At 73.2% G+C, this 25126-nt stretch carries 20 protein-coding genes; 6 read left to right on the top strand and 14 right to left on the bottom strand.

Annotated elements, in window-relative coordinates:
- Position 1: 1 nt before the first annotated feature.
- The gene (locus KZ829_RS22245) at positions 2–2623 is read right to left on the bottom strand and encodes a CHAT domain-containing protein (RefSeq protein WP_220145855.1); all 2622 of its coding nucleotides are present in this window, start codon (positions 2621–2623) and stop codon (positions 2–4) included.
- Between the two features lie 89 nt (positions 2624–2712).
- Between KZ829_RS22245 and KZ829_RS22240 the strand changes: the two genes are divergently transcribed.
- From KZ829_RS22240 to KZ829_RS22220, 5 genes are all read left to right on the top strand, one after another.
- Positions 2713–3378: a vWA domain-containing protein gene (locus KZ829_RS22240; protein WP_220145854.1), complete on the top strand. Its 666-nt coding sequence runs from the start codon at positions 2713–2715 to the stop codon at positions 3376–3378.
- A 257-nt stretch (positions 3379–3635) separates the two neighbouring features.
- Positions 3636–4583, top strand: a complete 948-nt coding sequence (locus tag KZ829_RS22235; protein ID WP_220145853.1) for an FHA domain-containing protein — start codon at positions 3636–3638, stop codon at positions 4581–4583.
- A gap of 1 nt (position 4584) precedes the next feature.
- On the top strand, positions 4585–5373 hold the full coding sequence (locus KZ829_RS22230; protein WP_220145852.1) for a hypothetical protein: 789 nt from the start codon (positions 4585–4587) through the stop codon (positions 5371–5373).
- Positions 5340–5645 (top strand): hypothetical protein, encoded by a 306-nt coding sequence (locus tag KZ829_RS22225; RefSeq protein WP_220145851.1) that lies wholly within the window; start codon positions 5340–5342, stop codon positions 5643–5645. Before KZ829_RS22230 ends, KZ829_RS22225 begins: the two co-directional genes overlap by 34 nt.
- A gap of 4 nt (positions 5646–5649) precedes the next feature.
- Positions 5650–7452 (top strand): serine/threonine protein kinase, encoded by a 1803-nt coding sequence (locus tag KZ829_RS22220; RefSeq protein WP_220145850.1) that lies wholly within the window; start codon positions 5650–5652, stop codon positions 7450–7452.
- A gap of 70 nt (positions 7453–7522) precedes the next feature.
- Here the strand turns inward: KZ829_RS22220 and KZ829_RS22215 are convergent, their stop codons facing one another.
- From KZ829_RS22215 to KZ829_RS22190, 6 genes are read right to left on the bottom strand one after another with little or no spacing between them, the layout of a single operon-like run.
- A complete protein-coding gene (locus tag KZ829_RS22215; RefSeq protein ID WP_220145849.1) occupies positions 7523–8992 on the bottom strand; it encodes an AAA family ATPase in 1470 nt (489 codons plus the stop codon).
- A gap of 52 nt (positions 8993–9044) precedes the next feature.
- Entirely contained in the window at positions 9045–9233 is a 189-nt protein-coding gene (locus KZ829_RS22210) for a hypothetical protein (RefSeq protein ID WP_220145848.1), read from the bottom strand.
- Positions 9226–10785, bottom strand: coding sequence for a TRAFAC clade GTPase domain-containing protein (locus KZ829_RS22205; protein WP_220145847.1), 1560 nt, complete (start codon positions 10783–10785; stop codon positions 9226–9228). Before KZ829_RS22205 ends, KZ829_RS22210 begins: the two co-directional genes overlap by 8 nt.
- Positions 10785–13178: a GTPase-associated protein 1-related protein gene (locus KZ829_RS22200; protein ID WP_220145846.1), complete on the bottom strand. Its 2394-nt coding sequence runs from the start codon at positions 13176–13178 to the stop codon at positions 10785–10787. Before KZ829_RS22200 ends, KZ829_RS22205 begins: the two co-directional genes overlap by 1 nt.
- A gap of 2 nt (positions 13179–13180) precedes the next feature.
- Entirely contained in the window at positions 13181–14356 is a 1176-nt protein-coding gene (locus KZ829_RS22195) for a hypothetical protein (protein ID WP_220145845.1), read from the bottom strand.
- A gap of 1 nt (position 14357) precedes the next feature.
- Positions 14358–15632 carry a hypothetical protein gene (locus KZ829_RS22190; protein ID WP_220145844.1) on the bottom strand — a complete coding sequence of 425 codons (1275 nt, stop codon included), beginning with the start codon at positions 15630–15632 and terminating at the stop codon, positions 14358–14360.
- A 43-nt stretch (positions 15633–15675) separates the two neighbouring features.
- On the opposite strand from KZ829_RS22190, the gene KZ829_RS22185 reads away from it, so the two are divergent.
- Positions 15676–17112: a vWA domain-containing protein gene (locus KZ829_RS22185; protein WP_220145843.1), complete on the top strand. Its 1437-nt coding sequence runs from the start codon at positions 15676–15678 to the stop codon at positions 17110–17112.
- Here KZ829_RS22185 and KZ829_RS22180 read toward each other — a convergent pair.
- Genes KZ829_RS22180 through KZ829_RS22150 form a run of 7 tightly spaced genes read right to left on the bottom strand, consistent with a single transcriptional unit; the run spans position 17097 to position 25092 of the window.
- Positions 17097–18794 (bottom strand): Hsp70 family protein, encoded by a 1698-nt coding sequence (locus KZ829_RS22180; RefSeq protein ID WP_220145842.1) that lies wholly within the window; start codon positions 18792–18794, stop codon positions 17097–17099. The two genes, KZ829_RS22185 and KZ829_RS22180, sit on opposite strands and share 16 nt — an antisense overlap.
- A complete protein-coding gene (locus tag KZ829_RS22175; protein ID WP_220145841.1) occupies positions 18791–19300 on the bottom strand; it encodes a hypothetical protein in 510 nt (169 codons plus the stop codon). Before KZ829_RS22175 ends, KZ829_RS22180 begins: the two co-directional genes overlap by 4 nt.
- The gene (locus KZ829_RS22170) at positions 19297–19689 is read right to left on the bottom strand and encodes a hypothetical protein (protein ID WP_188126491.1); all 393 of its coding nucleotides are present in this window, start codon (positions 19687–19689) and stop codon (positions 19297–19299) included. Before KZ829_RS22170 ends, KZ829_RS22175 begins: the two co-directional genes overlap by 4 nt.
- Complete coding sequence (locus tag KZ829_RS22165; protein WP_220145840.1) at positions 19689–22325, bottom strand: hypothetical protein; 2637 nt, start codon at positions 22323–22325, stop codon at positions 19689–19691. The genes KZ829_RS22170 and KZ829_RS22165 overlap by 1 nt, the downstream gene beginning before the upstream one ends.
- Complete coding sequence (locus KZ829_RS22160) at positions 22315–23451, bottom strand: hypothetical protein (protein WP_220145839.1); 1137 nt, start codon at positions 23449–23451, stop codon at positions 22315–22317. The genes KZ829_RS22165 and KZ829_RS22160 overlap by 11 nt, the downstream gene beginning before the upstream one ends.
- A complete protein-coding gene (locus KZ829_RS22155) occupies positions 23448–24368 on the bottom strand; it encodes a protein phosphatase 2C domain-containing protein (RefSeq protein ID WP_220145838.1) in 921 nt (306 codons plus the stop codon). The genes KZ829_RS22160 and KZ829_RS22155 overlap by 4 nt, the downstream gene beginning before the upstream one ends.
- Positions 24355–25092, bottom strand: a complete 738-nt coding sequence (locus KZ829_RS22150; protein WP_183221877.1) for a vWA domain-containing protein — start codon at positions 25090–25092, stop codon at positions 24355–24357. The genes KZ829_RS22155 and KZ829_RS22150 overlap by 14 nt, the downstream gene beginning before the upstream one ends.
- Positions 25093–25126: the final 34 nt, after the last annotated feature.

The following is a 25126-nucleotide window of genomic DNA, read 5'->3' as shown; positions in this document are numbered from 1 at the left end:
CTCAACGACCGCCGTGCAGGAAGCCGGCCCAGCCGGTGACGTCGGCCGGATCGCCGTCGTCGAGCTGCGCGCTCAGCCGGGCGGGCATGGACCCGGGCACCTCGCGGTCCGGGTCGAGCATCCACAGCTGGGCGCGGTGCAGCGCCTCCCAGACCGGCAGCCGTTCGGTCATCAGGTGGTGGTGGAACATGAACATCAGCAGCGAGGTGCTGCTGTCCGGAATCGTCCACTGGGTGGACAGCACCGAGCGGGCGCCGCCGGCCAGGAAGGCGGTGCCCAGGCTGTACGCCTCGTCGTAGTCGCGGGCGGCCATCCCGGAGCTGCACGCGGCCAGCACGACCAGGCCGACCGCGCGTTCCGGCACCGCGGTCATCAGCTTCACCAGTTCCTCGGCGGCCAGCCGCTGACCGGCCAGCATCAGGTAGGACCCGCCGTCCGGGTCGGCGACGCCGTGGCAGGCCAGGTGCAGCATGGTCCCGGCGGCGCGGCCGGTGCTGGTCAGCCAGGCGCGTACCTGCTCCGGGGTGCCCTCGCCGGAGGGGCTGACGGCACCGTCTCCGGGCATCCGGCCCAGGTAGCGGGCGCCGCGGTAGAGGACGTCGTGGATCGCGGACGCCTCGTCACGGGCGCCGTGCAGGTCCACGGCGGGGGCTCCGGTGGCCGGGTCGGCGACGATCAGGCCGAGCCGGGACGGCGCGACCGGCGGCAGGGCGGCGCTGCGCAGCAGCATCCGCGCGGACGCGGCCTGGGAGAACGCCACCGTACGGATGGCCGGTTCACCACCCGCGCGGCAGGCCGCCTGCCACGGGATGAGGGCCAGTTCCCCCATCGGCACGAGCGCCATCCGGGGCACCCGGTGGCCGGGTACGTGCGTCCAGGTCGGGAGCACGCTGTCGATGATCGGGCCCATGGCGGCCCGCCAGGCCCAGTCGCGGACGATGTCGAGCCGGTCGGTCAGATCGTCGTCCGGCACCAGGTCGCGGTTGCCGCCGCGGCCCACGGCGGCGCTGTCCCGGCTGCTCATGGTGGCCAGGTAGTCGTCCACCTCGGGGCTGTCGGCCGGCTTCAGTGCGGGCAGGCCGAGATAGGACAGCTCACCCTCGGCGGGCACCGCGACGGCCAGGCCCGGCCACACGTCGGACGACGGGACCAGGTAGACCAGGCCGTCCAGGTCCAGCTCGGACAGCGCGTCGCGGATCTCGTCGATCTCCGGCGGGTCGAACAGGGCGCCGCCCGGGGCGATGTCGGCCAGCACGCCGAACACCCGGCGGCGCAGGCCCGGCGCCGGCCCGTCCGCGTCGATCGCCCGCTGCCAGCCGGCGGCCAGGTCGTCCCGGCCGGCGTCCCGCAGCAGGTCCGGCACCGAGCGCATCTCGGTGGCCGCGTACAGGGCCAGGCCACGGCCCGCGTCCAGGGCGCGGACCGCTCCGGCGACGTCGTGGACGCGCAGGCAGCCGCGGGCGGCGGAGACGGCCGCGTCCCCGGCCTCCCGCGCGACGGCGGCGGCTCCGGCCGCGTCCGGCTGCATCAGGACCCGCCAGACATGGGTACGCAGGGAGACCACCGCGTCCAGGTAGGAGTCCTGCTCGACGCCCATCCGCTGGCGTACCTGGGACAGGCCCTCGTGGACGATCTCCCAGCCCCGGTCCTGCGGGCCGCTGAGCAGCCCCTGCGCCTCCACCAGCAGCCGCTCCGCCTCCGGCAGGTCACCGATGTCGTTGATGGCCTCGGCCCGCCGGGCGAGGACCACGGCCAGCCCGGTCAGGTGCACGATCCGCTGGTGCGGGTCGTCCGGGCTGGCGGCGAGGGCGGCCCGCATCCGGTCCACCGCCCGGTCCAGGTCCTCCTCGGTGGCGTCCTCCGCGGAGAGCGGGCCGATGACCGAAGCGGCCATGTGGAGCGCCTCCGCACCGCGGCCGCTGGTCGAGGGGATCGCGTCCAGGTCGCCGCCGATGACCTGCCGGATCTGGTCGGCGGTCGATTCGATCAACGAGCGGGCCGCCGTGTCCGGCAGCCGGGCGGCGACCTCGCGCAGCCGTTCGAGCCGGGCGTCGAGGTCGGTGTGCGGGTCGTTCATCAGCGCCTGGGAGATGTCGATGGCCTCGCCGAGCGCGACGGCCTCGGGCGGGCCGTCGTCGGCGAGCTTGCGGAACCGTTGCCACGCCTCGCTCTGGAACGGGTCGTCGCCGTCGATCACGGCGTGGTACATGGAGACGGCGAGGCGGGCGCGTTCCAGGTGGATCCGGCCGGCCCGGTCGCCGTCGGTGATCGTGGCGGCCAGTTCGTCGAGTTCCTCCAGTGCGTCCGCGGTGTTCGGCAGGTCGTAGCGCAGGGCGGCCATGGCGAGGGCCGCGGACCGGCCCAGCGCCCGGGTCCGCGGCCAGGACGGCCCGGCCGGCGGGTCGCCGTCGCCGATCGCGATCAGGGCCTCCAGCGGCTCCCGGTCGCCGAAGAGCTGGCTCTGTTCGTCGGCCACGAACCGGTCGATCAGCCCGGCGGCGAGAGCACCGCGGTACGGTCCGCCGGCCGGCACCGATCGCAGGGCGCCCACCGCGTCGGCGATCGGGGCGTGCCCGGCCAGCGCGGCGGCGATCACGGCGTACCGTTCGGCGTCCTCGTCCATCCCTTGTCTCCCCTCGCATCGGTATCTGACGGACAGCGCCCGCCTGTCCGTCAGATACCGGGTGAGATCACCCACCCGGAAAGGTGACAATGGAGCCCCGGTTCGTCACGTTGCTGCTGGACACGTCGGATTCGATGCGCACCACCGAGACCGGTGGGGTGCCGGCCATCGTGGCGCTGAACCGGCAGCTCGCCGCCTGGCTGCCGGCCGTGCGGGCGGCGGGCGCCGGTGCGCTGCGGGGCGTCGAGTTCGCGGTCCTGACGTACGGGCTGGGCGGTGTCCTGGTGGTCTCCGGCGACGGCACGCCGTCGGCCGCCGACGGTGGCGCGTTCGTGCCGGCGGCCCGGCTGGAGATCCCGGAGCTGACGGCGGGCGGCGCCAGCCCCATGGTGGCCGCCATCGACCTGGCGCTGCACCTGCTGGAGGAGCGGCGGGCGCTGGAGCCGGGCCCGGCCGCGTCCCGGATCATCCTGGTCGGTGACGGCGCGCCCACCGATTTCGAGGGCAACCCGAGCGACGGGTGGCAGCCGCTGGCGCGGCGGCTCGCGCGGGCCCGCGAGCACCGGCGTACCCAGATCTTCGCGTTCGGCCTGCCCGGCGCGGACGACACGGTGATGCGGGCGCTGGCCACCGACGACGGCTGTTTCGAGCTGCCCGGCCTGGACCTGCCCGGCCTGCTCGGCGCGGTGCTCGCGGCGAGCGCCGAGGAGACCGATTTCAGCGAGGTGCGCCGCTTCCTCTCCGCCCGGTTCTGATCATCGGAGCGTTGGTGTCGAAATTCGCGGAAACCGAAACGGGGTAGCCGATGCGGGCTCAGGTTCCCGGCCGAACGTGTCATCCGGAATTCGCCGTCACCGAGTACGTTACGGCGATGCCCTCCAATGCCGTGGCGGTCGACGTGTCCAATGTCTGCTGGTCAGAGGAATTGCCGTCGAAAAACGGCCACCCGGATCTCGATCGGGTGATACGCCTGGCGAGCGCATGGCGTGAGCGCTATGGTGCGGACGCGGAAATGACTTTCGTGGCCGACACCTCGTTACGCGATCGCCTTCCGGATGCCGACCGGGAACGCTGGCCCGCCCTGGTGGAGGAGTGGGGTGTCGTCGAGGCCGCGGTGGCCGACGAGGTCATTCTTCCGATGGCTCGCGACAATGCGGAAATGATGGTTCTCAGCCGCGACAAATTCATCGATCATCGGCGCGAGCACCCGTGGATCGAAGATCACCCGGAACGCTTTCTCGCGTGGCGGATGAACGGCGACTCGATCGCATTCGTGCCGTCCGGCGTCAAGCCCGAGCCGCGCCCGCTGGTCTCCCGGGAGAAGGAGGCCAAGCTCGTCCACGCGGCCGGGCTGGCCACGGCGGTGCTGCGGACCAGATGGTCCTGCGGCGACCCGTACTGCACGGCGGCCATGACCCGGGAGGGCGAGCTGCTGCTGTGGCCGGTCGCCGACGCCGAAGGACGGGTTCGCTGCCCGTTCTGCGAGGGCCCGCTGGCCGCGATCGGGCCGCGGCGGCAGACGAAACAGCTCGTGTTGTGCGACATGGCCGGCGCCGAGCTGCTGCGATTCCCCATCGAGGCGGGCGTGGACGTGGTCATCGGCCGGGGACGCGCCATCTACGGTGTCGGCGTCGACTCGCTGCCCGCGCCTCCGGAGCGCCATGGCCGGATCAGCCGCCAGCACCTGCTCCTGCGGTTGCGGCCGGACGGCTCCGTCATGGCTGTCGACCTCGGCTCGGCCAACGGCACGCGGATCCACCGTGCCGGCGCCCCGGCGGGCGACGGCGTCCGGCTCGAACCGCACACGGCCGTCACGCTCGGCGGGCACGACCTGCTCTCGCTGGCGCGGTCCGTCAGTGTCTACGTGTCCGGCCAGAGGTTTCCCGTCGGCGACGGCCGAACCTGGTCCGGCCGATCCGAGCCGCCCAGGACCGAGATCGAGAGCGAAGGAACGACCTGACGTGCTCGTAGGTGTGACCCGGATCGGCGCGTTGCGCCAGCATGTGGCCAAGGGCTTCGTCGTCGTCGACGGTCACCTGCCCACCACCGGCCGGCGCGGGACCGTGTTCAACCGGGGTGGCGGCGAACGCGTCGCCGGCAAGCCCGCGCTGTGGTACGCCGAGCCGGCGCCGTGCTGGCTCGGGAGCCCGGCCGCCCGTGCCGAGTGGGCCGGCGCCGTCGCGGCCGATCTGGCCGAAACCGTGGCGGCGGCCCACGTGTCGCTGCTGCCGGCCTCGGTCGCCGCCGAGTTCGACGGACGGCGCGCCGTCGGACCGCCCGGCGACGATCGGCACGTCCTCGAGGTCGCCTCGGCGGTGGAGCAGGAGGTGCTGTGCAACCTGCTGCGGGAGCATGTGCCGCTGCTGATCGCGCTGACCGGGCGGGCCGATCCGGAGGGTTCCGGCACCGGGGGCTCGCACCGGCTCGGCACGTCACGGCAGCACGTGGCGACCCGCTACCTCGCCTCGGCCTCGACAACACACCTGGCGCGTGTCGAGGCGGAGCTGCGGCGTACCGACGGCGTGGCGCAACTGGAGCGGATGGACGTCCACCCGGCGACGCTGCCCGACGGGACGCCGGCCGTGGTGCTGCGCTGCATCGACGCCGCCGCCAGCGTCTCGACGACGGCGACGTGGGCGCTGCTGGTCGCCGCGTTCGGATTGCGGGCCCGCCGGCTCGTACGGGACGGGCGGCGGCTGCGGTGCGGCCGCCCGCCGTGGCCGGATACGTCGCGCTGCTGGACCGGTTGAAGGCACGGGTCGAGGCGCGGCCGCCCGACCTGAGCGGGCTCGCCGCCGTCTGCCGCCCCGACGGCACCGGCCCGGATGCGCTGGTGGTCGCGGTCATCCAGCGGCTCACCGAAGCGCTGCGTGACGTCGAGGCGGAGGCGGCCACGCTGCCCGACCACACACCGGCGCCGGTTCAGACCCCGATGCGGCCCGCCCAGCGGGCGCCGGAGACGGAGCCGGCGACGAGCGCCACGAGTTCCGTCGAAGCCCGTTTCGTGATGATGAAGGACTGACCGGATGCGAGGAACGGACGCCGTCGAGCAGGAAGGCTGGTACGTCAGCAGCGACGAGGACGCGGCGATGTACCGGCTGGTCCGGCGAGTCCATACCGGCGGCGAGGGCGAGCTCTGGCAGGCCGAGCGTGTTCTCGGCCGGCTGGGCGGCACCTGGGCGATCAAGATCCTGCTCCCGCGGCACGTCGATCAGGACAACGACGAGACCCCGAACCAGGCCCTGGACCGGTGGCGGCGGATGTGGCAGGACACGATCGACCGCACCATCGAGTTGCGGGACATTCCGGGGGTGGTGCCGACGGCTCGGGCGTTCACCGGACCGGCGCCCCACCCCGACCCGCAGCCGCCGGAGTCCGCCGTACGCTCGCTGTTCCTGGTCACCCCCTGGGTCGACGGGCGGAATCTGGGGACCTGGCAGCAGGAGGAACGCCCGGCGCCGGGCGCCGTCGCCGACGTGGTGGCCCGGTTCGCCCGCCAGCTCGACGCGCTCGCCGACCACGGGCAGGTGCACCGCGACATCTCGCCGGGCAACGTCATGGTCAAAAGTGACGGTCAGGTCCTGCTCATCGACTTCGCGTTCATGCGTGCGACGGGATCGGCGACCACGCGGCGGTACGTCACGGCGGGCTATGCCGCGCCGGAGCACGAGATCACCCCGGCGTGTGACAGGTACTCGTTCGGCGCGATCGTCTACCACCTGCTGACCGGCGTCCACCCGCCGATGGCGCACGCCCGGGAGCAGGCGGCGCGGGACCTGGCCGGCTTCGGGTATCCGGCCCGGCTCGCCGAGCACGTCGGGTCGCTGCTCGCGTACGACCCGCGGCAGCGTCCCGCCCGGCTGACGGACTGGGCGGAGGAGTTCCGGGCGCTGTTCGCCGAGGGTGTTCCCGCCGGGGCGTACCGGGATGTCGCGATCGCGGCGACCGGCGCCGGAGCGAGCCGTCTCGCCGCCGCCGGTATCGACCGGATCGGCGCGGTGACCGTCTCGCCGGTCCGCCATCCGGCGCTGCTCGGCGACGACGCCGGGCCGGGGAACCCGCTGTCGGTCGCGGCGGCACGGCACGGCAGCGGCGAGGTGATCCTCATGGCGACGGCCGCCGACGGAGGCGTCTGGCACCGCAGCGGTGCGCGCTGGCACCACGTCGAGGACCTTCAGGTGTCCGGGCCGGTACGGGTGGCGGCCGGCGGCGACGGCTCGGTGGCCGGGTTCGCGATCGACCGGCAGGGTGTCCTCGCGACGGTGACGGTCTCGCTGGACGGCCGTGCCGAGGTCGCCAGGTCCGGGGTCGCGCGCCGGGTGCTCGCCGCCGCGACCGGGGTGGACGGCCGGCCGCAGGTCGTCGTCGAGGCGTCGGACGGCGGTGTGCTGTGCGGGCCGCCGGCGCGCCTGGACGCCGTCGGGCTGGCCGGCGCGGACGCCGCCGCGCTGACCCCGAACACGTGGGGCGAGCTCGTCTGCGCGGCGATCCGTACCGCGCAACGGCGGGTCGCGATCGCCGAGACGCTCCTCGGCGACTGGGAGGAGCCGCTGTGGCTCGACGCGCCCGACGAGCCCCTCGACGTCGCCTGCGCCGGGCACCGGCAGGGCGTCAGCGTGGCGATCGCGACGGCGGGCGGCCTGTGGTTGCGGGACACCTGGACCGAGGCCGACTGGCGTCCGCTGTGGAACGGGCGCGTCACGCGGGTCGTCATGACACACGGCGGCTGGCGCACGGTGCTGGCGGCGGTGGCGGACCAGCAGATCGTCATGTGCGAGGAGAACGCGGGCGGCGGATGGCCCGCCACCGCGACCCTGGTCAAGGGCTGACCGGCGCACTCGACCCCCTGTGTGGACCAGCACGTTGTTCCTGGCCGGCCGCCCGGCCCTGACACCGGGGTCAGTCGAGCGCGTACAACCGGCGGGGGTCGATGAGCTGAATGCCGGGGTCGGCTGCGGCCATCGCCCGAAGGTCTTCGGTGAAGCCGTTGCCGCTGAACAGCAGGAGCCGGCATCGATCCGTGCGGACGCCGTCCCGGCTGTCGAGCAGGGTACGGATGTGCACCAAGCGCTGGAGGTGGGCGGTTCCGACCGTCTCGTTCCACTTGGCCTCACCGATGGCGAGAAGTTCCTCCCGGTCCTGCTCGTCGCGGTTGAAGGCGGCCACGTCCACCTCGTGCCGAGTGCGGGCGGCGGGGTCGTTGACGACACCGGCCGCGACCCTGCTCGGGTAGCCACCGAGAACGGCCAAATCGGCCTCCCAGCGGGTCCAGTTGCGGCAGATCGTCTCGAAGTGCGGGCCGACGACCTTGCTGAGGAAGGTGCGCTGGAGCCGGGGCCAGACCTGGCGGGCACGACCGGAACGTTCCAGGTCACCCCACGCCGGCCGCATGACGGCGTGATAGAAGTTCAGCAGGGGCTCGGCGGTGCGGTAGACGCCGCGGTTGCTCTTGAACGCGTCTTCCTCCCGCACGACCAGGCCGACGTCTTCCAGGACGCCCAGTGGATGAGCCAGGTCGGACGGTTGCCGGCCCAGGAAGTTGGCGATCTCACCGCGGCGGGTGCGCCCGTCGGCGATGGCGGCCAGAACCGAGTGGTACAGGGCGGGATCGCGGATGTCGGGTTCCTCGGCGAGCAGGTAGCGCGCCTCCCGGAACAGGGGGCGGGCCGGGTTCAGTACCGCGCGGACGACCCAGTCGTCGAAGTCGTCCGGACCGTCCGGCGTGTCGTCCTGGGTGAACTCGTGCCGGTAGGCGGGTGTACCACCGACGATCGCGTTGACGAGCAGGGCGGTGCGCGGGTCGCCGATGTCCCAGAACCTGGCGGCCGCCCGGTAGTCCAGCGTCCGGACCACCAGCTCCAGGCCCGCCCGGCCCCGCAGTGGCGCTGTTCCGGACAGCAGGCCCCCCATGAACGACAGCGCCGAACCGCACAACAGCAGCCGCACCTGGGTGTTCGACCGCTGCCCCGCCGGATCGAGCGCGCGCTGGATGATCGAGGGCAGCGCCGGGCTCGCCCGGGCCAGGAACGGGAACTCGTCGATCACCACCGGCAGCGGGCCTTGCCGCGCCAGAGTCATCGTCCGCGTGATCGCCTCGTCCCAGTTGACGAACCGCAGTGGCGTCGCCTCACCCAGGTGATCGCCGAGTGCCTCGCCGTACTGCCGGAGCGCGTCGGCCTCGGAGGACTCGGTGGCGGTGAACATGAAACCACCGGCCGCCCGCACCAGCGCGTCGAGCAGGAACGTCTTGCCCTGGCGGCGGCGGCCGGAGACCACGCCGAGGGTCGCACCACGCTGCGGTAGGCGAGCGAAACGGACAAGCTCGGCCCATTCGCTCTCTCGGTCGAAGATCTCTTCCGGCTTCTCCACGACACCCCCATGTAAGCGTAGTTACTGTAACTATACTTACATGACTTGCCGGTCAGGACGTCTCGGTGAGGGGGCGCCAGATCGTGGCGGTGATGTCGGAGACGACGGTGGTGGCCCAGTCGACGGCGGTCAGGGCGAGGGCCGAGGTGCCGAACCAGACGGCCAGCGCCACGATGACGAGCAGGATCGTGAGCCGGGACAGCCGGTGGACGACCGGTGGCCGGGTGCGCGGGTCAGCCAATGCCTCCCCATCCCTTCATGAGGACCCAGCGCAGCACCGAGACGGGGCCGTCCGGGTCGGTGTCGCGGCCGGAGACGAGGAAGAAGCGGACCTGCCGGAAGTCGCGCTCGGCGGTCACCACCAGGTTCTCCAGGCCGTACGAGCGGAGCCAGTCACGGACCGCGGCGCTGTCGTCCCCGGGCATGCTCAAGGGCAGGCGGCGTAGCAGGTCGGCCTTGGTGACCACGAAGGCCAGCCGGTTGCGGTCGGTGCGTACCCCGTATTCCTGGAGCCGCTGGGCGGTGGCGCTGTAGGCGTCCTCCGGGTCGTGCAGGGCCGCGTTGGCGTCGGTGAAGACGGTCGCCGACGCGGCGCCGTGTTCGTCGCGGATCCGCCGGATCGAGAACGGGTCGAGGACGAAGGTGAGCGTCTCGGCGGTGTCCAGGTAGGACAGCGAGGCGTTCTGCTCGCGGTCGGTCAGCGTCTCGCCGGCCGCGTCGAACAGGTGCAGCAGGGTGGTGTTCAGGCCCTGTTCGAGGCGTACGGTGACGGCGACCGGCGCGGTGGTGTCGGTCTTCGGGGCCGGGGCGGCGCGGGAGATCAGGTCGGCGTAGACCTCGTAGGCGATCCGGCCGCGGTTGTCCGGCATGGTGACGGCGATGCCGGCCTTGTCGGCGGCGCGGTGCAGCCCGACCAGCGCGGCCATGATGAACTGGGTCTTGCCGGCCGACGCCGCGCCGAAGACCGGCGCACGGACGTCACGGACCCGGCCGGCGCCGGCGAAGAGCGCCTCACCGCAGCTCGGGCAGCAGGCCTCCAGGTGCCGGCTGTGCGCGGCCCGCAGCACCATGGTGGGCAGCCGCAGTCCGCACGAGCAGCGCCGCCACAGCACGCCGAGCCGTCCGGGCCGCAGGTCGCGGTGCAGGTCGTCGCCGGAGGACCGCTGGGCCGGGCCGTGCGCGCCCCGGCAGCGGTAGGCGGGCACCGCGGCGGTGGCGAAGCAGGCGGTGCAGCTGGCCCGGGACCGCAGCATCCGCCGCCAGCCGGCGTCCACGCCGCGCAGCAGGTAGACCAGCGGCGGCCCGGTGATCCAGGCGGCCAGGGTCAGCGCGGCGATCACGAGCAGGCAGGCGGGCAGCACGACGGCCGCGCCGAGGGAACCGGCGGCCAGGACGGTGAGCACCGGCAGCACCACGATCGGCCACCAGAATCCGCCGCAGTTGTTGTCGGCCAGCCAGCCGACGCCGGTGCGCCACGCGCCGGCGGTCCAGGCCCAGGCCCGGCCGGTGGTGGCGCCGGCGTCGAGGATCGCCTGCGCCGCGAAGTACTGCGGCCAGGCCGGGTCGCGGCGGACGAACTCACGGGCGACCCGGCCGGGCAGGCCGGTCCGGGCGCCGTCCGGGGTGAGCAGGCCCGCTCCGGGGCCGGCGAGGACCAGGCCGGCGGCCACGATGACGGCCACGGCGCCGGTCACCAGGCTCACCCCGGCCAGCACCAGGCTGACCGGCACGGTGACGAAGAGCAGGCAGGCCAGGGCGCCGGCGTAGTAGACGGCGAATCCGATCACGCGCATCAGGAGCGTCCCCCGCCGAACGGGTGGGTGATGCGGTACCGCTTGCGGCGGCCGGCGAGCCGGTCCACCCGGTCGTCCCAGGCCTCCGCCCATTTGCGGCCGAGCACGTCGGCGACCTGGTGGGCGGCCTGTGCCAGATGCCGGTCGGGGACCCAGGTCAGCCAGTGGTCGAGGGCTTTGCCGAGCGCCGTCTTGCGGGTCCTGTCGTCGCGCAGCCGGTTGCCCTCCAGCTGGAAGGCCATCACCGCGAGCGCGGCCCGGGTGCTGGTCCGCAGCGTGGCGGCGAGTTCGTTGAGGTACGGGTCGAGCAGGTCCGGATGGCGGTCGAACACCTTGTCGCCGGTCCGGAAGACGGGCAGGTCGAGCAGGGCGGCGAGGATCCGGGGCGTACGGGCGCGGACCAGGCGGGGCGGGGCGTCGGCGATGTCGGTGAGCAGCCCGGTGACCCGGTCGTCGGGTGGGTCGCCGAGCAGCCGGGCGACGGCGCCGGCGAGGATCTCGTCGGCGGCCAGGGTGACCTCGAGGGCCCGGTCCGGCCGGATCAGGCCACGGTGCCGCAGGTCGTGGCAGAGCTTGAGCTGGCGGGTGGTGACCGGGCCCTGGCCGGCGACCGGCTCGGTGACGGGGCGGAACACCCGGTCGAGCGGGGGCGTGCCGGGTGGGGCGTTCTCGGCGATCAGCTGCATCTCGTCGGGGCGGGCGGGGGTCTGACTGAACAGGTCGGTGACGCGTCGCGCGTACCGGTCGGGGTCTTGGAGAACCGCGGAGAGCTCGTCGCGCAGCAGCCCGGACCGGTCGGCGCCGTCGCGGATCGCGGCGCCCAGCGCGGCGGCGCGCAGCTCGCGTGGCAGCCGGGGGCGGCGGCGCAGCAGCCAGTCCCCCCACACGTCGCCGATGAGGGCCGGTTCGGCGCCGCCGCGTGCGGCCCGGCCCCGCAGCGCGGCGATGACCAGGTCCTCGGTCTCGGCGGCGTGCGGCCATTCGGCGGGGCGCAGCAGCCGGGGGTCGCGGGACAGGTGCCGGGCGAGTTCGGCGGAGGCGTCGCCGAGACCGGCCGGGTGCACGTCGGCGCGGTAGCGGTGGGCGACCCGCAGCAGCGCCTCGATGGCGTGCCCGGACCGGCCGGGGGCCCGCAGCGCCTCCAGGAGCAGGGCGAGCGCCTGGTCGTCGCGGTCCGGTCCCCATTCGCCGGCGGGCAGCGGGGCGGGTGGCTCGGAGGTGACCGGGCCGCCGGTGACCGCCTCCTCGATGTCCTTGATGAGCAGGGCGATGCGCACCTCGGCGGCCTTGCCGGGCAGCAGGCCGTCGCTGCCGACCTCGTCGAGCAGTCGCAGCACCTCGCGGGACCAGCGTTCGGGCATCTCGGCGAAGAGGTCGGTGAGGTCGGCGCCGTACGCGTCACGCAGTCGCGGTGGCCCGCGCCGCAGCCAGCCGACGACCGCCTCGGCGTGTTCGGGGGGTGGTTCGGCGTGCAGGATGGCGGCGAGCCCGAGGGCCGCGGCGGCCGCGCCGTCGTCGATGCCGGACTCGCCGGCCACGTCGAGGGCGTCGACGGCGTCGCGCGGGTCGCCGTCGAGGAACAGCCGCACCCAGCGGTCGGCGCTGTCGGTGACGGCGACCGGGCTGTGCCGGTGGGTGGTGAGGTCGAAGACGAGGTAGCCGAGCTGGTTGTCGACGCGGGTGGCGGGCCCGGCGAAGTCGGGGTGCACGGCGACGACGGGGGCCGGTGACCGGGCCGGGTCGTTGGAGTAGATTTTGAAGCCGAGTTCCAGGGCACGCCGGCGGGGCACCAGCAGGGTGCCGGCGACCAGCCATTCCACGATGTCGCCGACGTCGTCGCCGAGGAACAGCACGCGGCCGTCGCGGCCGGCCCGTTCCAGGGCGGAGACCAGCGCGAACAGCATGGCGGCGCCGTTCGGACGGGCGAGCACGAACTTGCGGGCGCGGGCCGGGGTGTACGGCACGTCCTCCGGGCTCACGGTGACCGGCACGGACCGGCAGCCGGGCGCCGGGGTGGTGGTCCAGAACCCGGCGCCGTACAGCTGGGCCGGGCGCAGGCCGCGGTACGCCTCCGGCCCGGTGGTGACGATGGCGTGGGTGAGCTGGTTGCCCTCGCGCACCCCGTTGGCCTCCCGCCCCAGGTAGACGCCGGCCGCGGTGGCCAGGTAGCCGGAGGCGCTGAGGTGCCCGAAGGAGGGCGGGTACTCCCCCGCCGGGCGGCGGTCGGCCATCCAGCGGGCCGGCGGCTCGTACAGCAGGCGGTCCTTGACCAGGGTCTGCGCGGCCACGGCGGCGTCGCTGGAGCGAGCCTGGAACTGGAGGCCGGCGCCGCCGCCGAGGCCTTCGCCGGGGCGGCAGTCGGTGTAGACGAGCGTCTCGAATCGTCGGTCCATGCTCAGCCCCTGTCCGGCACCACGCCGAACTGGCTGAGCAGCCACAGCAGCGGTTCGTCGACCCGGAACGGGTGTACGCCGTTCGGGTCGATGATGTCGTTGTCGTAGTCGGGTTCGGCGCCCAGCGCGGAGACGGCGAAGTAGCGGTAGTTCTTGTAGTTGTGGGTCAGGTGGTTGTCGACGTCGTGGGCGCCCCAGTCGGCGAGCTGGCCCCGCACGTACTCGTGGGTGGCCCGGCCGGCGGTCTCGTCGTAGTAGGGGCCCGGTTCCGGCCGCTGGACCAGTGGGTGGTCCTCGCCCCAGACGTCGAAGAACGCGTCGATCTTGGCGAAGACCACGGCGACCGGGATCGGGATGTTCTTCCGGCCGCCCAGGTGACGGCTCTCGCGCAGGTTGTCGGTGACCCGGTTGAGCACGTCCACGGTGGACTGGTTGGTGGTGTACGCCGACTTGGGCAGGTTGATCTGGTCGCGGGCGCGCGGGATGAGGAACGGGTCGAGCAGCAGGATGAGCGCGTCGGCGGCGCCCAGGTAGCGCAGGTTGTCGACGGTCGACATGGACGACAGGTCCTCGCCCGCGGTGTCGAAGAAGGACAGCAGCGTGGTGTCGTACCGGCCCATGCGCCGCTGCCGCCAGCCGAAGACGATCGGGTCGCGGCGGCCCTCGGACGCCTGCTGGGTCTTGGCGTAGAGCTGCCCGCCGGGGAACAGCTCGCCGGCCGGGTCGAGGTAGTCGGCGCGGCCGGTGGTGTTGCTGAACTGCTCGTCGCCGATCAGCTTGACGTCGGCGCCGAAGCGCAGGCCCATGCCGTGACGCAGTTGGTCGGCGAGGATGCGCAGATAGACGCTCTTGCCGGTGTGCGGGGCGCCGGCCATGGCGATGAGCGGGCTGCGGCCCTCGCCGAACGACGGCGGCATCCGGCTGTGGCAGTGCGGGCACACCTTGACCCCGGAGACGGCGTTGCAGACGTCGTGCACCGCCGAGTTGACCGGCAGCAGGCCGCGGCCGGGCGCCGGGAAGGACGGCAGGACCAGCTCGTCGATGCCGGTCAGTTCCTTGCGGGCCGGGTCCTTCTGCGGGACGCACGCCGGCCGGCCGGGGGCTTTGCGCCCGGTGCAGCGGAACCAGAGCCGGCGGGTGTTGATCCGCTCGTAGCAGTAGGGGCAGGCGACGTTCATGTCAGGAAACCTTCATCTCGTCGATCGGGTCCACGACCCGGATGCCGCGCGGTGACACCACGAAGCAGCGCAGCCGGCCGGGGTGGGAGCGCCGAGGCACGGTGAACGGGACCTCCCACGGTGTGCCGGCCTCGAACCTGAGGCCGGTGAAGTGCAGCAGCGTCTCGCCGGCGTCCGGCCGGGCCGGCAGGGCGTTGCCCGGTACGACGACCAGCCGCAGCTCGACGCCCTCGCAGGTGCGGTCGACGGTGACGCGCAGCATCCGGCGGCCGCGGCTGAGCGGCCCGCCCACCTTGGGCAGCCGGTACGTCAGCGTGCCGCCCACCCCCTCGACGGTCACCGACCGTGGCGCGGACAGCAGGTCGCCGTCGCGGGTGCGGGTCACCGCGCAGACCGTGATCCGGCCCCCACCGGTCCCGGCCGGGATCCGGCAGCCCTGTTCGGCGACCTCCCCGCGGGTCATCCGCCGTCGCTGGACCGGCCCGTCGGCGGGGGTGAAGGTGATGTCGACCAGGTTGATCGAGGGCGGCCAGATCCACGACAGGACCACTTCGGATCCGGTACGCCGGGCGCGCAGTTGCTGCACCGAGTCGGCGACGCCGGCGCTGACCGGTTCGCCGACCACCCCGCCGCCCTGGTCGTCGAGGGTGAACGGGGTGTAGACGTGCGGGCCGCCGGGGACCCGGACCGCGATCTGCGACTCCGGCCCGACGGTGAGGCGGTCGCCGGCCAGTGGTTCCCCGAATCCGCGCAGGTCGGCGGCCCGGACCGGGGTGCCGGGCGGCCAGACGGGCGGGACCGGGGAGCGGCGGATCGACACCCGGCCGGAGGGCGGGGTGCGCCAGGCGATGTGCGCGATGGCGGTGTCCTGGTCCTCGGCGGTGACGGTGACCCTGAGCCGTTCGACGTGGGCCGTGGTCCGGACGACGGGAGGCGCGGGCGGTTCTTCCTCCTCTTCTTCTTCGAATTCGATCTCGGCGGGCTGGTCGAAGGGCAGAGAGGTCCACCAGTCCGGGGAGTGCATCCGGTCGCCGTGGTCGCGGCGCAGGATCTCGTCGCGGTCCAGCATCCGGGCGCAGACCCGGGCCGCCGCGCCGGAACCGCCCTGCCGCTGCTCCCAGAACTCGCGCACCCTGCCCAGCCGGTCGGCGATCTCGGCGCTGGTCATCCCGGGTTCCACGCCGTAGTGGCGGGCCAGGTCACCGGGGAGGGCGCCGACCTGGTCGCGCAGCGGGTTGACGACGTCCCGCAGGTAGGCCCTGGAATCGAAGGTCACGCCGGTATCTGACGGACAGCGCTGTCCGTCAGAGAGGAATGTGATGTGGATCCGATCGGCTGTGGCGGCGATGCTGCTGGCCGCGACGCCTGTGCAGGCGCCACCGGCCGGGCCCGACGAGGTGTACGCGGCTCTCGGTGTGGACCGTGTGGCGTCCGACTACGTGGTGATGGTGGACGTGTCCGGGTCGATGCGCGGCGCCCGGTACCAGCAGTTGCGGCGGAGTCTGATCGGCTTCTTCGCGGCGCTGGCCCCGGAGGACCGGGTGACGCTGGTGCCGTTCGACGAGCGGGCGAAGGCGGTCACCCGGCAGGTGGGGCGGGAGCCGGGTCAGCTGGCGGCCGGGCTGCCACGGGACGCGGTGGGGGCGTACACCGACATCGGCGCGGCCCTGGAGGCGGGGGTGACGGCGCTGGCCCGGCCGGACGCTCCGCCGCTGGCCACGGTGGTGCTGCTGACCGACGGGCGGCACGACCCGGGGCCACGCAGCGCCTACCCGCTCACCCAGGGGCACAACTGGAACCAGCTCGCCGACCGGGCCGCGAAGTTGAACAAGGTGTCGCTTCAGGCGTACGCGATCCCGCTCTCCGGCGCGACCGGCGCGACCCTGCTGCGGAAGGTGTTCCCGGGCGCCAGCGTGCTGGCGCCGACGTCGGTGGACCGGCTGACCGCGCGGCTGGCCCGGCCGAAGGCCGAGGCCCGCGCCGCGAAGGCGCGCAGCCTGCTGGCCGCCGAGGTGACCGAGCCGGTGCGGGTGACGTGGCCGGCCGAGCCGATCGGCGCGGGCCGGACCACCGTCGAGGTACGGGTGGAGAATCCGATGCCGCACGTGCCACTGGTGCTGAACGACCTCGCGGTGGCGGGTGCCGAGGTCGCTCCCGGTCCGGTCGAGCTGCCGCCCGGCGGAGGCGTGACGGTGCCGGTGACCGTCGACTGGGATCCCGGCCCGCGGTCGCTGGCCCCGTTGAGGACGGTGACCGCTCAGCGGGATCTCCAGCTCACCGCCCGGGTGGACTCGCCCTGGTCGGCGGTGCTGACCGGGGAACTGGGGCTGACCCTGGCCGGGGCGCCGGCGGCCGCGCCCGGCACCCGGGAGTTCTCCGCCCAGCGCGGCAGCCTGTGGTGGTGGGTGACCACGGCGGTGCTGCTGGCCGCGCTCACGGTGGTTCTCGTCCGCTGGCGGCGGAGCCGGTTGAGCCCGCCGCTGACCGGGGCCGTGACGATCCGGCGGGGCGGCGGCGAGCAGCGCGTCCTGCCGCTGTCCGGGCGCCGGGTGGTGCTCAGCGCGGACGCGACCGGCCTGCCGGGCAGCGGTGAGATCACCGCGGCCCGGTCCGGCGTGGGTTCGTCCGACGTGCAGTTGATGATCAGCTATTCACCGGACGGGTCGGCGGGCAGTCGCGGTTCGGCGGCCTGCCCGCCGGGTGGCACCGTCTCGGTGGCCGGCACGTCGTTCAGCTGGGATCACCACAACAGGTAGGCGTGATTGCGCAGTTCCGCCTCGAGGGCCTCGGTGCGGTCCTTCTCGGTCTCCGGGGTGGCCGACTCCAGGTCGGTGACCAGTTTCGCCAGGGTGTCGCGGTCGTCGTCGGCGACGAACGGCAGCACCTTGTCGCGGGCCTTGCGGATGACCGCCTGCGCCTCGGCGGAGATCCGCGGTTTCGGTGTCGCGCCGACCGTCATCAGGTTGTCCACGTTGCGGCGCATCAGGGGCAGCTGGGTGCGGTCCTCGGCGGCGCCGACCGCGACCTCCTGTTCGGAGAGCACGTTGCCGGTGCGCTGGTCGCGGACCAGGACGTGCAGGATGCCGTCCAGGTCGTACTCGTAGGTGACGGTGAACGAGGCGTCGGTGCGCAGCCGCTGCTCGGGCAGGTCGATGTCCCAGTCCTTGAGGACCACGTTGTCCTCGTGGCCGATCGGCTTGTCCGGGTCGCCCTCGATCACCTGGACGTTGACCTGCTCCTGGAAGTCCATGGCCGGCACGTACGAGTCGGTGGCCCGGGCCGGGTACTTCGTGTTGCGGCGGATCAGCACCGAGAAGGAGCCCTCCGGCGGTGACGAGTCGTTGTGCACCACGATGCCGAGGGCGTGTTCGGTGCCGACGTGGAAGTCGAGGTCGGTGACGGTGCCCTGGAGGATGCCGGAGGCGATGGCGGCGCCCTGGGCGACGGCGAGCATCGGGTTGACGCCGGTGGACGGTTCGACGCCGACGATGTCGGAGACGAACCGGCGGATCACCGGCATGTTGGAGCTGCCGCCGACCATGACCAGGTGGTCGATGCGGCCGGGGCTGTCGCGCAGGCAGATGTCGACGGGTTCGCGGGTGCGCTGGACGAGGGCGGCGACCGACTCCTCCAGCAGGGCGCGGCTGACCTGGTGGTAGCCGCCGGAGGGCAGCGGGATCCGGGTGGTGTCCTGCTGCGACAGTTCGATCTTGGCGCGTTCCAGATCGAGCCGGAAGAGGGCCTGCTTCTCGTCGTCCCAGTCGGCCGAGCCGGGGATCTGCGGCAGGACCGCGGCCCGGAAGGCGTCGTCGATGTCGAGGCCGCCGAGCCGCTGCACGCCCTTGGACGCCTGCTCGATGAAGACGCCGTCGAAGGCCTGCAGGACGGTGACGTCGAGGGTGCCGCCGCCCCAGTCGAAGACCAGGATCCGCTGGTTCTGGCCGATCGCGTGGGCGTACGCCATGGCGGCCGCGGTGGGCTCGTTGATGAGGGCGAGCACCTCCATGCCGGCCAGCCCGGCGGACAGTTTGGTGCGGAAGCGCGCCAGGCCGCGGCTGTTCGCCGGGATGGTGACGACGGCCCGGTTGAGTTTCGCGATGATGCCGGCCGCGGCGGCCTGCTGCTGGATGTGCCGGAAGAACATGGCGGCCGCCACCTCGACCTTGAGGTCCTGGTCGCCGATGGTGACCGAGTCCTCGGTGGCGAACAGCCGCTTGACCGCCTCCAGCTTGCCGGTGCGCTGGCGTTTGGCGGCCCAGCCGAACACCGGGTCACCGCCGTCGAAGCCGATGACCGATGGCAGCACCCGGTCGAATTCGAGGTTCGCCCACTCCAGCGGCAGGCCGGGGTCGAGCGGCACGGCCTCGACCCCGTTCGCCGTCGTACGGGCGAGAACGCTGTTGGTGGTGCCGAAGTCGATACCGAAAGCGTCGCTCATTCTGTCTTTTCCTCCCCCTCGTCCTGTGGAGACCGGTGCCCCACGTACTTGGCGACGCCGAGCCGCACCGCGCGGCCGGTCGCCCGGTCCACGTAGGCGGCCTCGATCACCTCGGGACGGCCGCTGTCGCGGTCGCCGACGAACTTGAAGTAGCGGGTGTGTTCAGGGTCGTCGGCGTCGTCAACCTTCTCCAGGCCGGCCTGTTCGAAACAGCGGCCGAGCAGCTCGGCGAGGTCCTCGGCGGCGGCGCCGTGTGCCACGGCGGCGTCGATCTGGGCGAGCTGCGCCAGGTGGCTGGTCCGGTTCTGTACCGCGGCGACGACCTGTTTGCGCAGTCCCTCGTACGCCTCGGCGGCCGCGGCCGTGCCCGGCTCCCGGACCAGGGTGACGGTCTCGATCCGCTCGACCCGGCGGTCGATCTGGTCGATGAGCTTGGCTATCTTCTCGATGGCCTCGAACTGCTGTCTGTTGCCGAACACGGTCTTCCCTTCGGATGCGGTGGTCACGGTGCCGGGATCGCGGTCCGGCCGGCCCGGTCGAGGACGAGGTGGCGCAGGTGCTCGCGGGCGGCGGCCCGCTGCACTGCGTCGAGGCCGGGGCCGCTGTCGCCGCTGCGGCGGGCCATCGGCCGGGGCCTGGGCGCGAACTCGCCCGGTCCGCTCGGGGCGAGCACCGCCGGATCGTGCGGGATCCGGTAGAGCCACAGCACCGTGTCCGGTTCCTTGATGGCCTCGTCGATCTGGTTGAGCGCCCAGGTCAGCTCGGTCATCCGGTCGCGGCCCTCGGCGCCGAGGCGGCGCAGGGGGCGGGCCCGGCGGGCGAAGGCGAGGTTGGCCTCCTCCCGGCCGGCGCCGAACGGGATGCCGAGGATGACGTACGGGTTGCGGTCGGCCATCAGAAGTCCCTCCGCAGCATGTCGATCTGTCCGGCGAGCGCGTCCGCCTGGCCGCGCAGCATGTCCGGGATCTCGTTCATCGGGCCGTCCAGCGGGAACTGGACGAGAAGTACCTGGTAGGCGCGCATCCGGTCGACGACCGTCTGCATGTGGTCGAGCAGCTCCAACTGGATCCGGGACAGCGAATAGTCGTTGCTGCGGTCCCAGCTGCGCCGTTCGACGATCTCGTTGTACTGGTCGCCGAGGTTGTCGACGGCGCGGGACATGGCGTTGCCGACGGCGAACGCGGCGACGCCCAGGCAGCGGCCGAGTTCCTCGGCGAGGGCCTCGCGAACCGGTTCGGGGAACTCGTCGCGCACGCGCAGGAACTCGTACGCCGGGTCGAACAGGAACCGTTTCTCCGACTCCGGCCGCAGATCCTGGTCGTCGCCGAGGCCCATGGCCAGATGGCCGCCGGCCTGCATGGACAGGATCAGCCGTTCGCGTTGCTCCAGGACGCCGCCGTCGAGCAGGATCTCGATCACCCCGGCCAGGCCGGCCGCCTCGCCGAAGTCGCGGTGCACCAGGTCGAGCAGCAGGTCGGCGAACCAGTCCCGCTCGCGGGCCTGCCACTCCGGGCGGGGGTCGCGCCGCCAGATCTGCGACAGCACCTCGGCCAGGTCGGAGAACGTCTCCGGCCGGTGCTCCTCGAGGATCCGGCAGCGGGTCTGGAAGTAGCGCACCATGTCGGCCTGGTTCCCGCCGGTGGCGCGGATCGCGGGGGTGGCGGCCACCCAGGACGCGTCGTTGTTGGCGCTGAACTTGACCAGGTCGAGAAAGAAGTCGTCGTCGTCGATCTGGCCGGCGAGCCGGCCGTGCACGAGGGCGGCCAGCTCCGGCGGGTACTCGGTGACCGCGTCGTCGGCGATCCACAACCCCAGCGCCTTGATCAGTGCGCCGTTGCGCAGCCGCTGGTCGGGGGCCTCGCGGGCCAGCCGGACGAGCGGTGCCTCCGCGGCCGCGGAGCCCTTCTCGGCGGCGATCACCGAGGCGTTCAGGGTGAGACCGGCACGGAACCCGGCGGCCGGTCCGGTGTCGAGAGCGGCGAGCGCGCCGTCGTGGTCACCGAGCTGCCATTTGGCGTACGCCACGAGGCTCGCGACCTCGTCGGCGAGCGGCCCGCCGCGGGTGGCCCGGCCGATCGCCCGGGCCAGCCGGACGGTTCCCTCCCAGTCGCCGTCGTAGACCAGCCGGGTGAGGCGGCACAGCCCGTACCAGGCGGCGAAGTCGGGGTGGGCGGTGCTGACGTGCTCGGGGACGGTGATCCGGCCCTGGAGGGCGGCGTCGCGCAGCAGGGGCCAGGCGGACCGGTCGGCGGCGAGCTGCTCCGGCACCTCGCCGCCGCCGTCGATCAGGTCGACCAGGGCGCGGGTCTGCGGCCACAGGTCGCCGGCGCGGCCGCGGTCGCGGTCCCGGACGAAGGCGAGCAGCGCCCGGTAATGGCCGACGGCGGGGTCGGTGCCGTCGAGGGCGTCGAGGGCGTCGGTGTCGCGGGCGAGGTAGTGGCGGCGGGCCTGTTCGGCGGTGAACCCGGCGGCGGCCAGTTCGTCCGGGGTGACCCGGCCCGGGTGCAGCCGGCATCGCAGGTAGGCGCCGCGGGCGGTGCCGTCGGCGTCGACCTTGGTGAGGGCGTGGGCGTCGACCAGGTCGTCGAGCAGCGCCTCGGGTAGTTCGGTGAGCAGTCCGGCGTACTGGTCGAGGTTGGTTCCGTTGAGGCCGGCGAAGTAGGCGTCGAGTGCCCGGGTGTTCGGGCCGGCGTAGGGCTCGATCGGGATGCGGCGGCGGTCCCTGATCCGCTCGGCGGCGGCCACCGCCTTCGGGACTCCACTGGTGGCGGCGTAGGCGACGGTGAGGTGGATCAGGTCGGCGCCGGCGTCCGGGTCGAGCAGGTGGCGCAGGGCGCGGGCGTCCGGGTGGGTGTCCTCGAACGGGGCGAGCTGGGCGGCGGCCTGCGCGGCGAGGCCGGTGTCGGCGAGCAGCCCGGCGGTGTGCGACAGCAGCAGCGGGATCCGGACGGCGTACCGGCCGGTGGGCAGTTTGGCGAGCCAGGCCATCATCTGGCCGAGGTCGCCGCGGAGCGCCGCCTGGCGGGCCTGGTACCAGCAGAGCTCCGTCTCGGTGAGCTTTGCCTGCGGCAGCCAGAACTGCCGGCCGAGAGCGATGGTGTCGGCCGCGGCGGCCCGGCGGCGGCCCAGGTCGCGGCCGGCCAGGTCGTCGGCGTACGTCTTGAGGCGGGCGTCGTTCCAGGACGCCTTGACGGCGCCGGTCCCGGCCGCGTGGGACGCCGCCCAGAGCCGGCCGGCCTCGCCGATGACCTGCGGTCCGGGCACGTCGACCTGGCGCATCCGGGCGAACTCGGCGGCGCCGACGCTGTTCGGCTGGTCGCCCTTGCCGAGCAACGACAGCGTGTCGCCGGTCGCGGCCACGACGATCCCGGTACGGGTGAGGAAGAGTCCGGGGAGCACCACCACCTGTCCGATGCGGGTGTCCCCGGCTGCCGGGGCGGCCAGGTCGGCGCCGCATTCGGCGCAGCTCCCGGCGCCGTCGCCGGCGGTCGTCCCGCAGGCACGGCACCACCTGCCCGGGTCATCTGCCATCGCGTACCCACCCCCGGCCCTCGACGAAGACGAACGATCCGGCCCGTTTGCCGTTCTCGATCGGACCGGTGCCGGTCTTCGGCGGGTCCGGCGGACGTGGCTTCGGGACCGACGGCTGTTGCTGCGGCTGTGACTTCGGCTGTGGTTTGGGCGCGGGCGGTCCGCCGGGCCGCATCGACTCGTACAGCTCGCGGGCGGTGGGCCGGTCGTCCGGGACGGCGCCCATCGCGCGCTCCAGCAGTTCGGCGGCGGGCTTGCCCCAGGCGCGGCGGAAGATCCGCAGCGCGCCGTCCGGCCGACGGTTGACCGCCTTGCCGCGCCCGTGGTCGACCACCCGGACCAGCATCAGGGAGAGCTTGTAGACGTCGGTGGCCCGGTTCTGCACGGTGGTCCGCGGCAGCAACGTGTTGATCGACTTCTGGTCACCGCGTTTGCGGGCGGCGCGCAGCTGCGAGGCGGCGAGCAGCGCCTCGGGCGGCTCCCAGTGCGGGGTCTGCGGCTGTCCCCCGAAGGCGCCGCGGCTGCCCTCGACCCGGGCCGCGTCCGCGTCGATGATCATCACCTGGGGCCGGGGGCCGCTCACGTCGTAGACCATGTTGCGGCCGGAGATGTCGCCGAGCACCACGTTGCGGTGGTGGGTGAGGGCGCACACCCGGGCGATCTGCACGGCGACCGCGCGGCGCTGCTCGGGACTGGTGGCGGGCAGGCCGATGCGGGCCATGTCCTTGGTGTCGCCGAACAGCATGTCGACCTCGCGGGGCACCCGCCGCCGCTGCCCGGAGCGGGTGTGCAGATCCTGGAAGTAGGCGGCCGGGATGAGCGGCAGGAGGATGCCGCACGCCTCGTCCCCGTCGACGACGACCCGCAACGGCCAGGTGACCAGCCTGTCCCAGGCGGCGCGCTGCTGGTCGGTCATGGCGAGCCGCCGCCGGACCAGGTCGAGCAGGCCCCGCTTGAGCGCGGGGCCGGCGATCGTCCTGGTCCGGTCCTTGTACTCCTTGTAGACCAGCGGTGGGTGGCCGGGCAGCTGGAAGCCGGGCAGCCGGTAGATCACCGCGGTGCCGCCCTTGCCCAGGTGGTCGAGCCGCCCGAGCACCCCCTTGGCCACAGTCTCCGGTTCGGTCATGTCGGCTCCGGGGCGACCCAGACGGCGATCACGGTGCGGTCGTCCATGAAGGTCTTGCGGTAGAAGCCGACCTGGTTGGCGAACTCGATGGTGTCCGGCGGCTCCGCCCACTGCTCGGCCAGGAACCGGCCGACCACCCCGCCGCCGCTGCCCATCGGGTCGCCGATGCCGTCCGTGATGACCGCGAGCACGTCGCCGGGCCGCAGGGTCAGCGTCACCGGCTCCGGTTCCACCTCGCGGGGCAGCGGCCGGACCGCGTTGGAGGCCACCTCCTCGCCGTCGCCCTTGACGGCGGTGACCGGGCGCCAGCCGTCGCCGTCGAGGATCAGCGCGGCCGAGTCGCCGGCCAGCGACGCGATCACCGCCCGGTGGGTGCCGTCGGCGTCCGCCTGGGTGGCCACCGCGAAGGCGACCGCCGTGGTGGACATGAGCGCACGGACGTCGGCGAGGGCCGCCTCCTCGACCTTGGCGGTGTGCAGGAACTCCCGGTGGATGGCCGCGTTGACCCCGGCCACGCCGGCGGCCCAGTCCAGCGCTTCGAGGTCGGCGTCCGGGCCGGCGGCCAGCCCGTCGATCAGTTCGGCGGCGATCTTCTCGCAGGCCAGATCGGCGGCCCGGTGCGACATCCGGCCGTCGGACACCCCGTCGGCGACGCAGCCGACCAGCCAGTGGTCGTCGCGGGTGACGGTCACGACGTACGAATCCTGCCGGGGTTTGCCGGTCTCCAGATGGCCGATGCCGCGCAGGCTCGCGGCCCGGTAGTCGAGCATGCCGACGCGGCCGCCGTCGAGTGTCACGTCCGGGCGGCGGCGGACCAGGACCGGGGGCACGGCCACCACGGACGGCTGGTTGCCGGCGTCGCCGACGATCCACCGCCCGTTGGGGTGCCGTGCCCAGGCGACCTCAGTTCCAGTCACTGTCGAGGTCCTCGTCGTCCAGCACGAAGCCGCCGGCGCTGCCCTGCTCGCTGACCGACTGGGCGGAGGCGATGACGCTGGACAGCAGGATCTCGGCGACCTTGGTGATCGCCTTGGCCGGGTCGGCGCCGTCGCGCATCACGTAGCTGCGCATCGGCTTCTTGGATCCCTCCTTCGGGTAGACCCACTGGTCGAGCTGGTCCTTGGTGGCGGTGCCCACGCCGAACGGGATGAGGTTGGGCCGCAGCTTGAACGACGGGTCGGTGAGGTCGTTGTAGGCGGCGACGATGTCGGACTGGTCGTCGGTCGGCTCGCCGTCGGTGATGAAGAAGACCGCCGGCCGGTACGCCTTGTAGTTGTCGCCGCGCAGCTGCGCGTAGTCCTTCTCGATCTCCTGGCGCAGCAGGCGGAACGCGGCCGCGTACGACGTGGCGCCACGCACCGTGAACTGCGGGATCGGGTTGACGTTGCGCACGTCGTCGAGCCGCAGCACGACCCGGGCGTCGTCGGAGAAGTCGACGGCGCCCAGGCGAACCACGTCGCCCAGCGTCGGCGACGCCTCGATGCCGTCGATCACGGTCGGCAGGATCTCGTTGGCCGCCTGGATCGCCGACTTGTCGCCGCCCTGCGGAACACTCATCGACAGCGAGACGTCCACGACGATGTAGAAGGGCAGGACCAGGAGCCGGTCGTCGCCGTGGGTGTCCGTCGCGGATGTGGTCATCGGACTTTCCTCTCGTTCCCGGAAAACCATCAAG

Origin of the sequence: Actinoplanes hulinensis, assembly GCF_019429605.1 — a bacterium.
GTDB lineage: Bacteria > Actinomycetota > Actinomycetes > Mycobacteriales > Micromonosporaceae > Actinoplanes > Actinoplanes campanulatus.
Note: the sequence above shows the minus strand (reverse complement) of the source record. Positions and strands in the feature narration are given on the sequence as shown.

Excerpts from the sequence above, each read along its gene's own strand:
- KZ829_RS22245 (WP_220145855.1), bottom strand. The coding sequence starts at position 2,623 with ATGGACGAGGACGCCGAACGGTACGCCGTGATCGCCGCCGCGCTGGCC.
- KZ829_RS22240 (WP_220145854.1), top strand. The coding sequence starts at position 2,713 with ATGGAGCCCCGGTTCGTCACGTTGCTGCTGGACACGTCGGATTCGATG.
- KZ829_RS22235 (WP_220145853.1), top strand. The coding sequence starts at position 3,636 with ATGACTTTCGTGGCCGACACCTCGTTACGCGATCGCCTTCCGGATGCC.
- KZ829_RS22220 (WP_220145850.1), top strand. The coding sequence starts at position 5,650 with ATGCGAGGAACGGACGCCGTCGAGCAGGAAGGCTGGTACGTCAGCAGC.
- KZ829_RS22205 (WP_220145847.1), bottom strand. The coding sequence starts at position 10,785 with ATGCGCGTGATCGGATTCGCCGTCTACTACGCCGGCGCCCTGGCCTGC.
- KZ829_RS22200 (WP_220145846.1), bottom strand. The coding sequence starts at position 13,178 with ATGGACCGACGATTCGAGACGCTCGTCTACACCGACTGCCGCCCCGGC.
- KZ829_RS22195 (WP_220145845.1), bottom strand. The coding sequence starts at position 14,356 with ATGAACGTCGCCTGCCCCTACTGCTACGAGCGGATCAACACCCGCCGG.
- KZ829_RS22185 (WP_220145843.1), top strand. The coding sequence starts at position 15,676 with ATGTGGATCCGATCGGCTGTGGCGGCGATGCTGCTGGCCGCGACGCCT.
- KZ829_RS22180 (WP_220145842.1), bottom strand. The coding sequence starts at position 18,794 with ATGAGCGACGCTTTCGGTATCGACTTCGGCACCACCAACAGCGTTCTC.
- KZ829_RS22170 (WP_188126491.1), bottom strand. The coding sequence starts at position 19,689 with ATGGCCGACCGCAACCCGTACGTCATCCTCGGCATCCCGTTCGGCGCC.
- KZ829_RS22165 (WP_220145840.1), bottom strand. The coding sequence starts at position 22,325 with ATGGCAGATGACCCGGGCAGGTGGTGCCGTGCCTGCGGGACGACCGCC.
- KZ829_RS22160 (WP_220145839.1), bottom strand. The coding sequence starts at position 23,451 with ATGACCGAACCGGAGACTGTGGCCAAGGGGGTGCTCGGGCGGCTCGAC.
- KZ829_RS22150 (WP_183221877.1), bottom strand. The coding sequence starts at position 25,092 with ATGACCACATCCGCGACGGACACCCACGGCGACGACCGGCTCCTGGTC.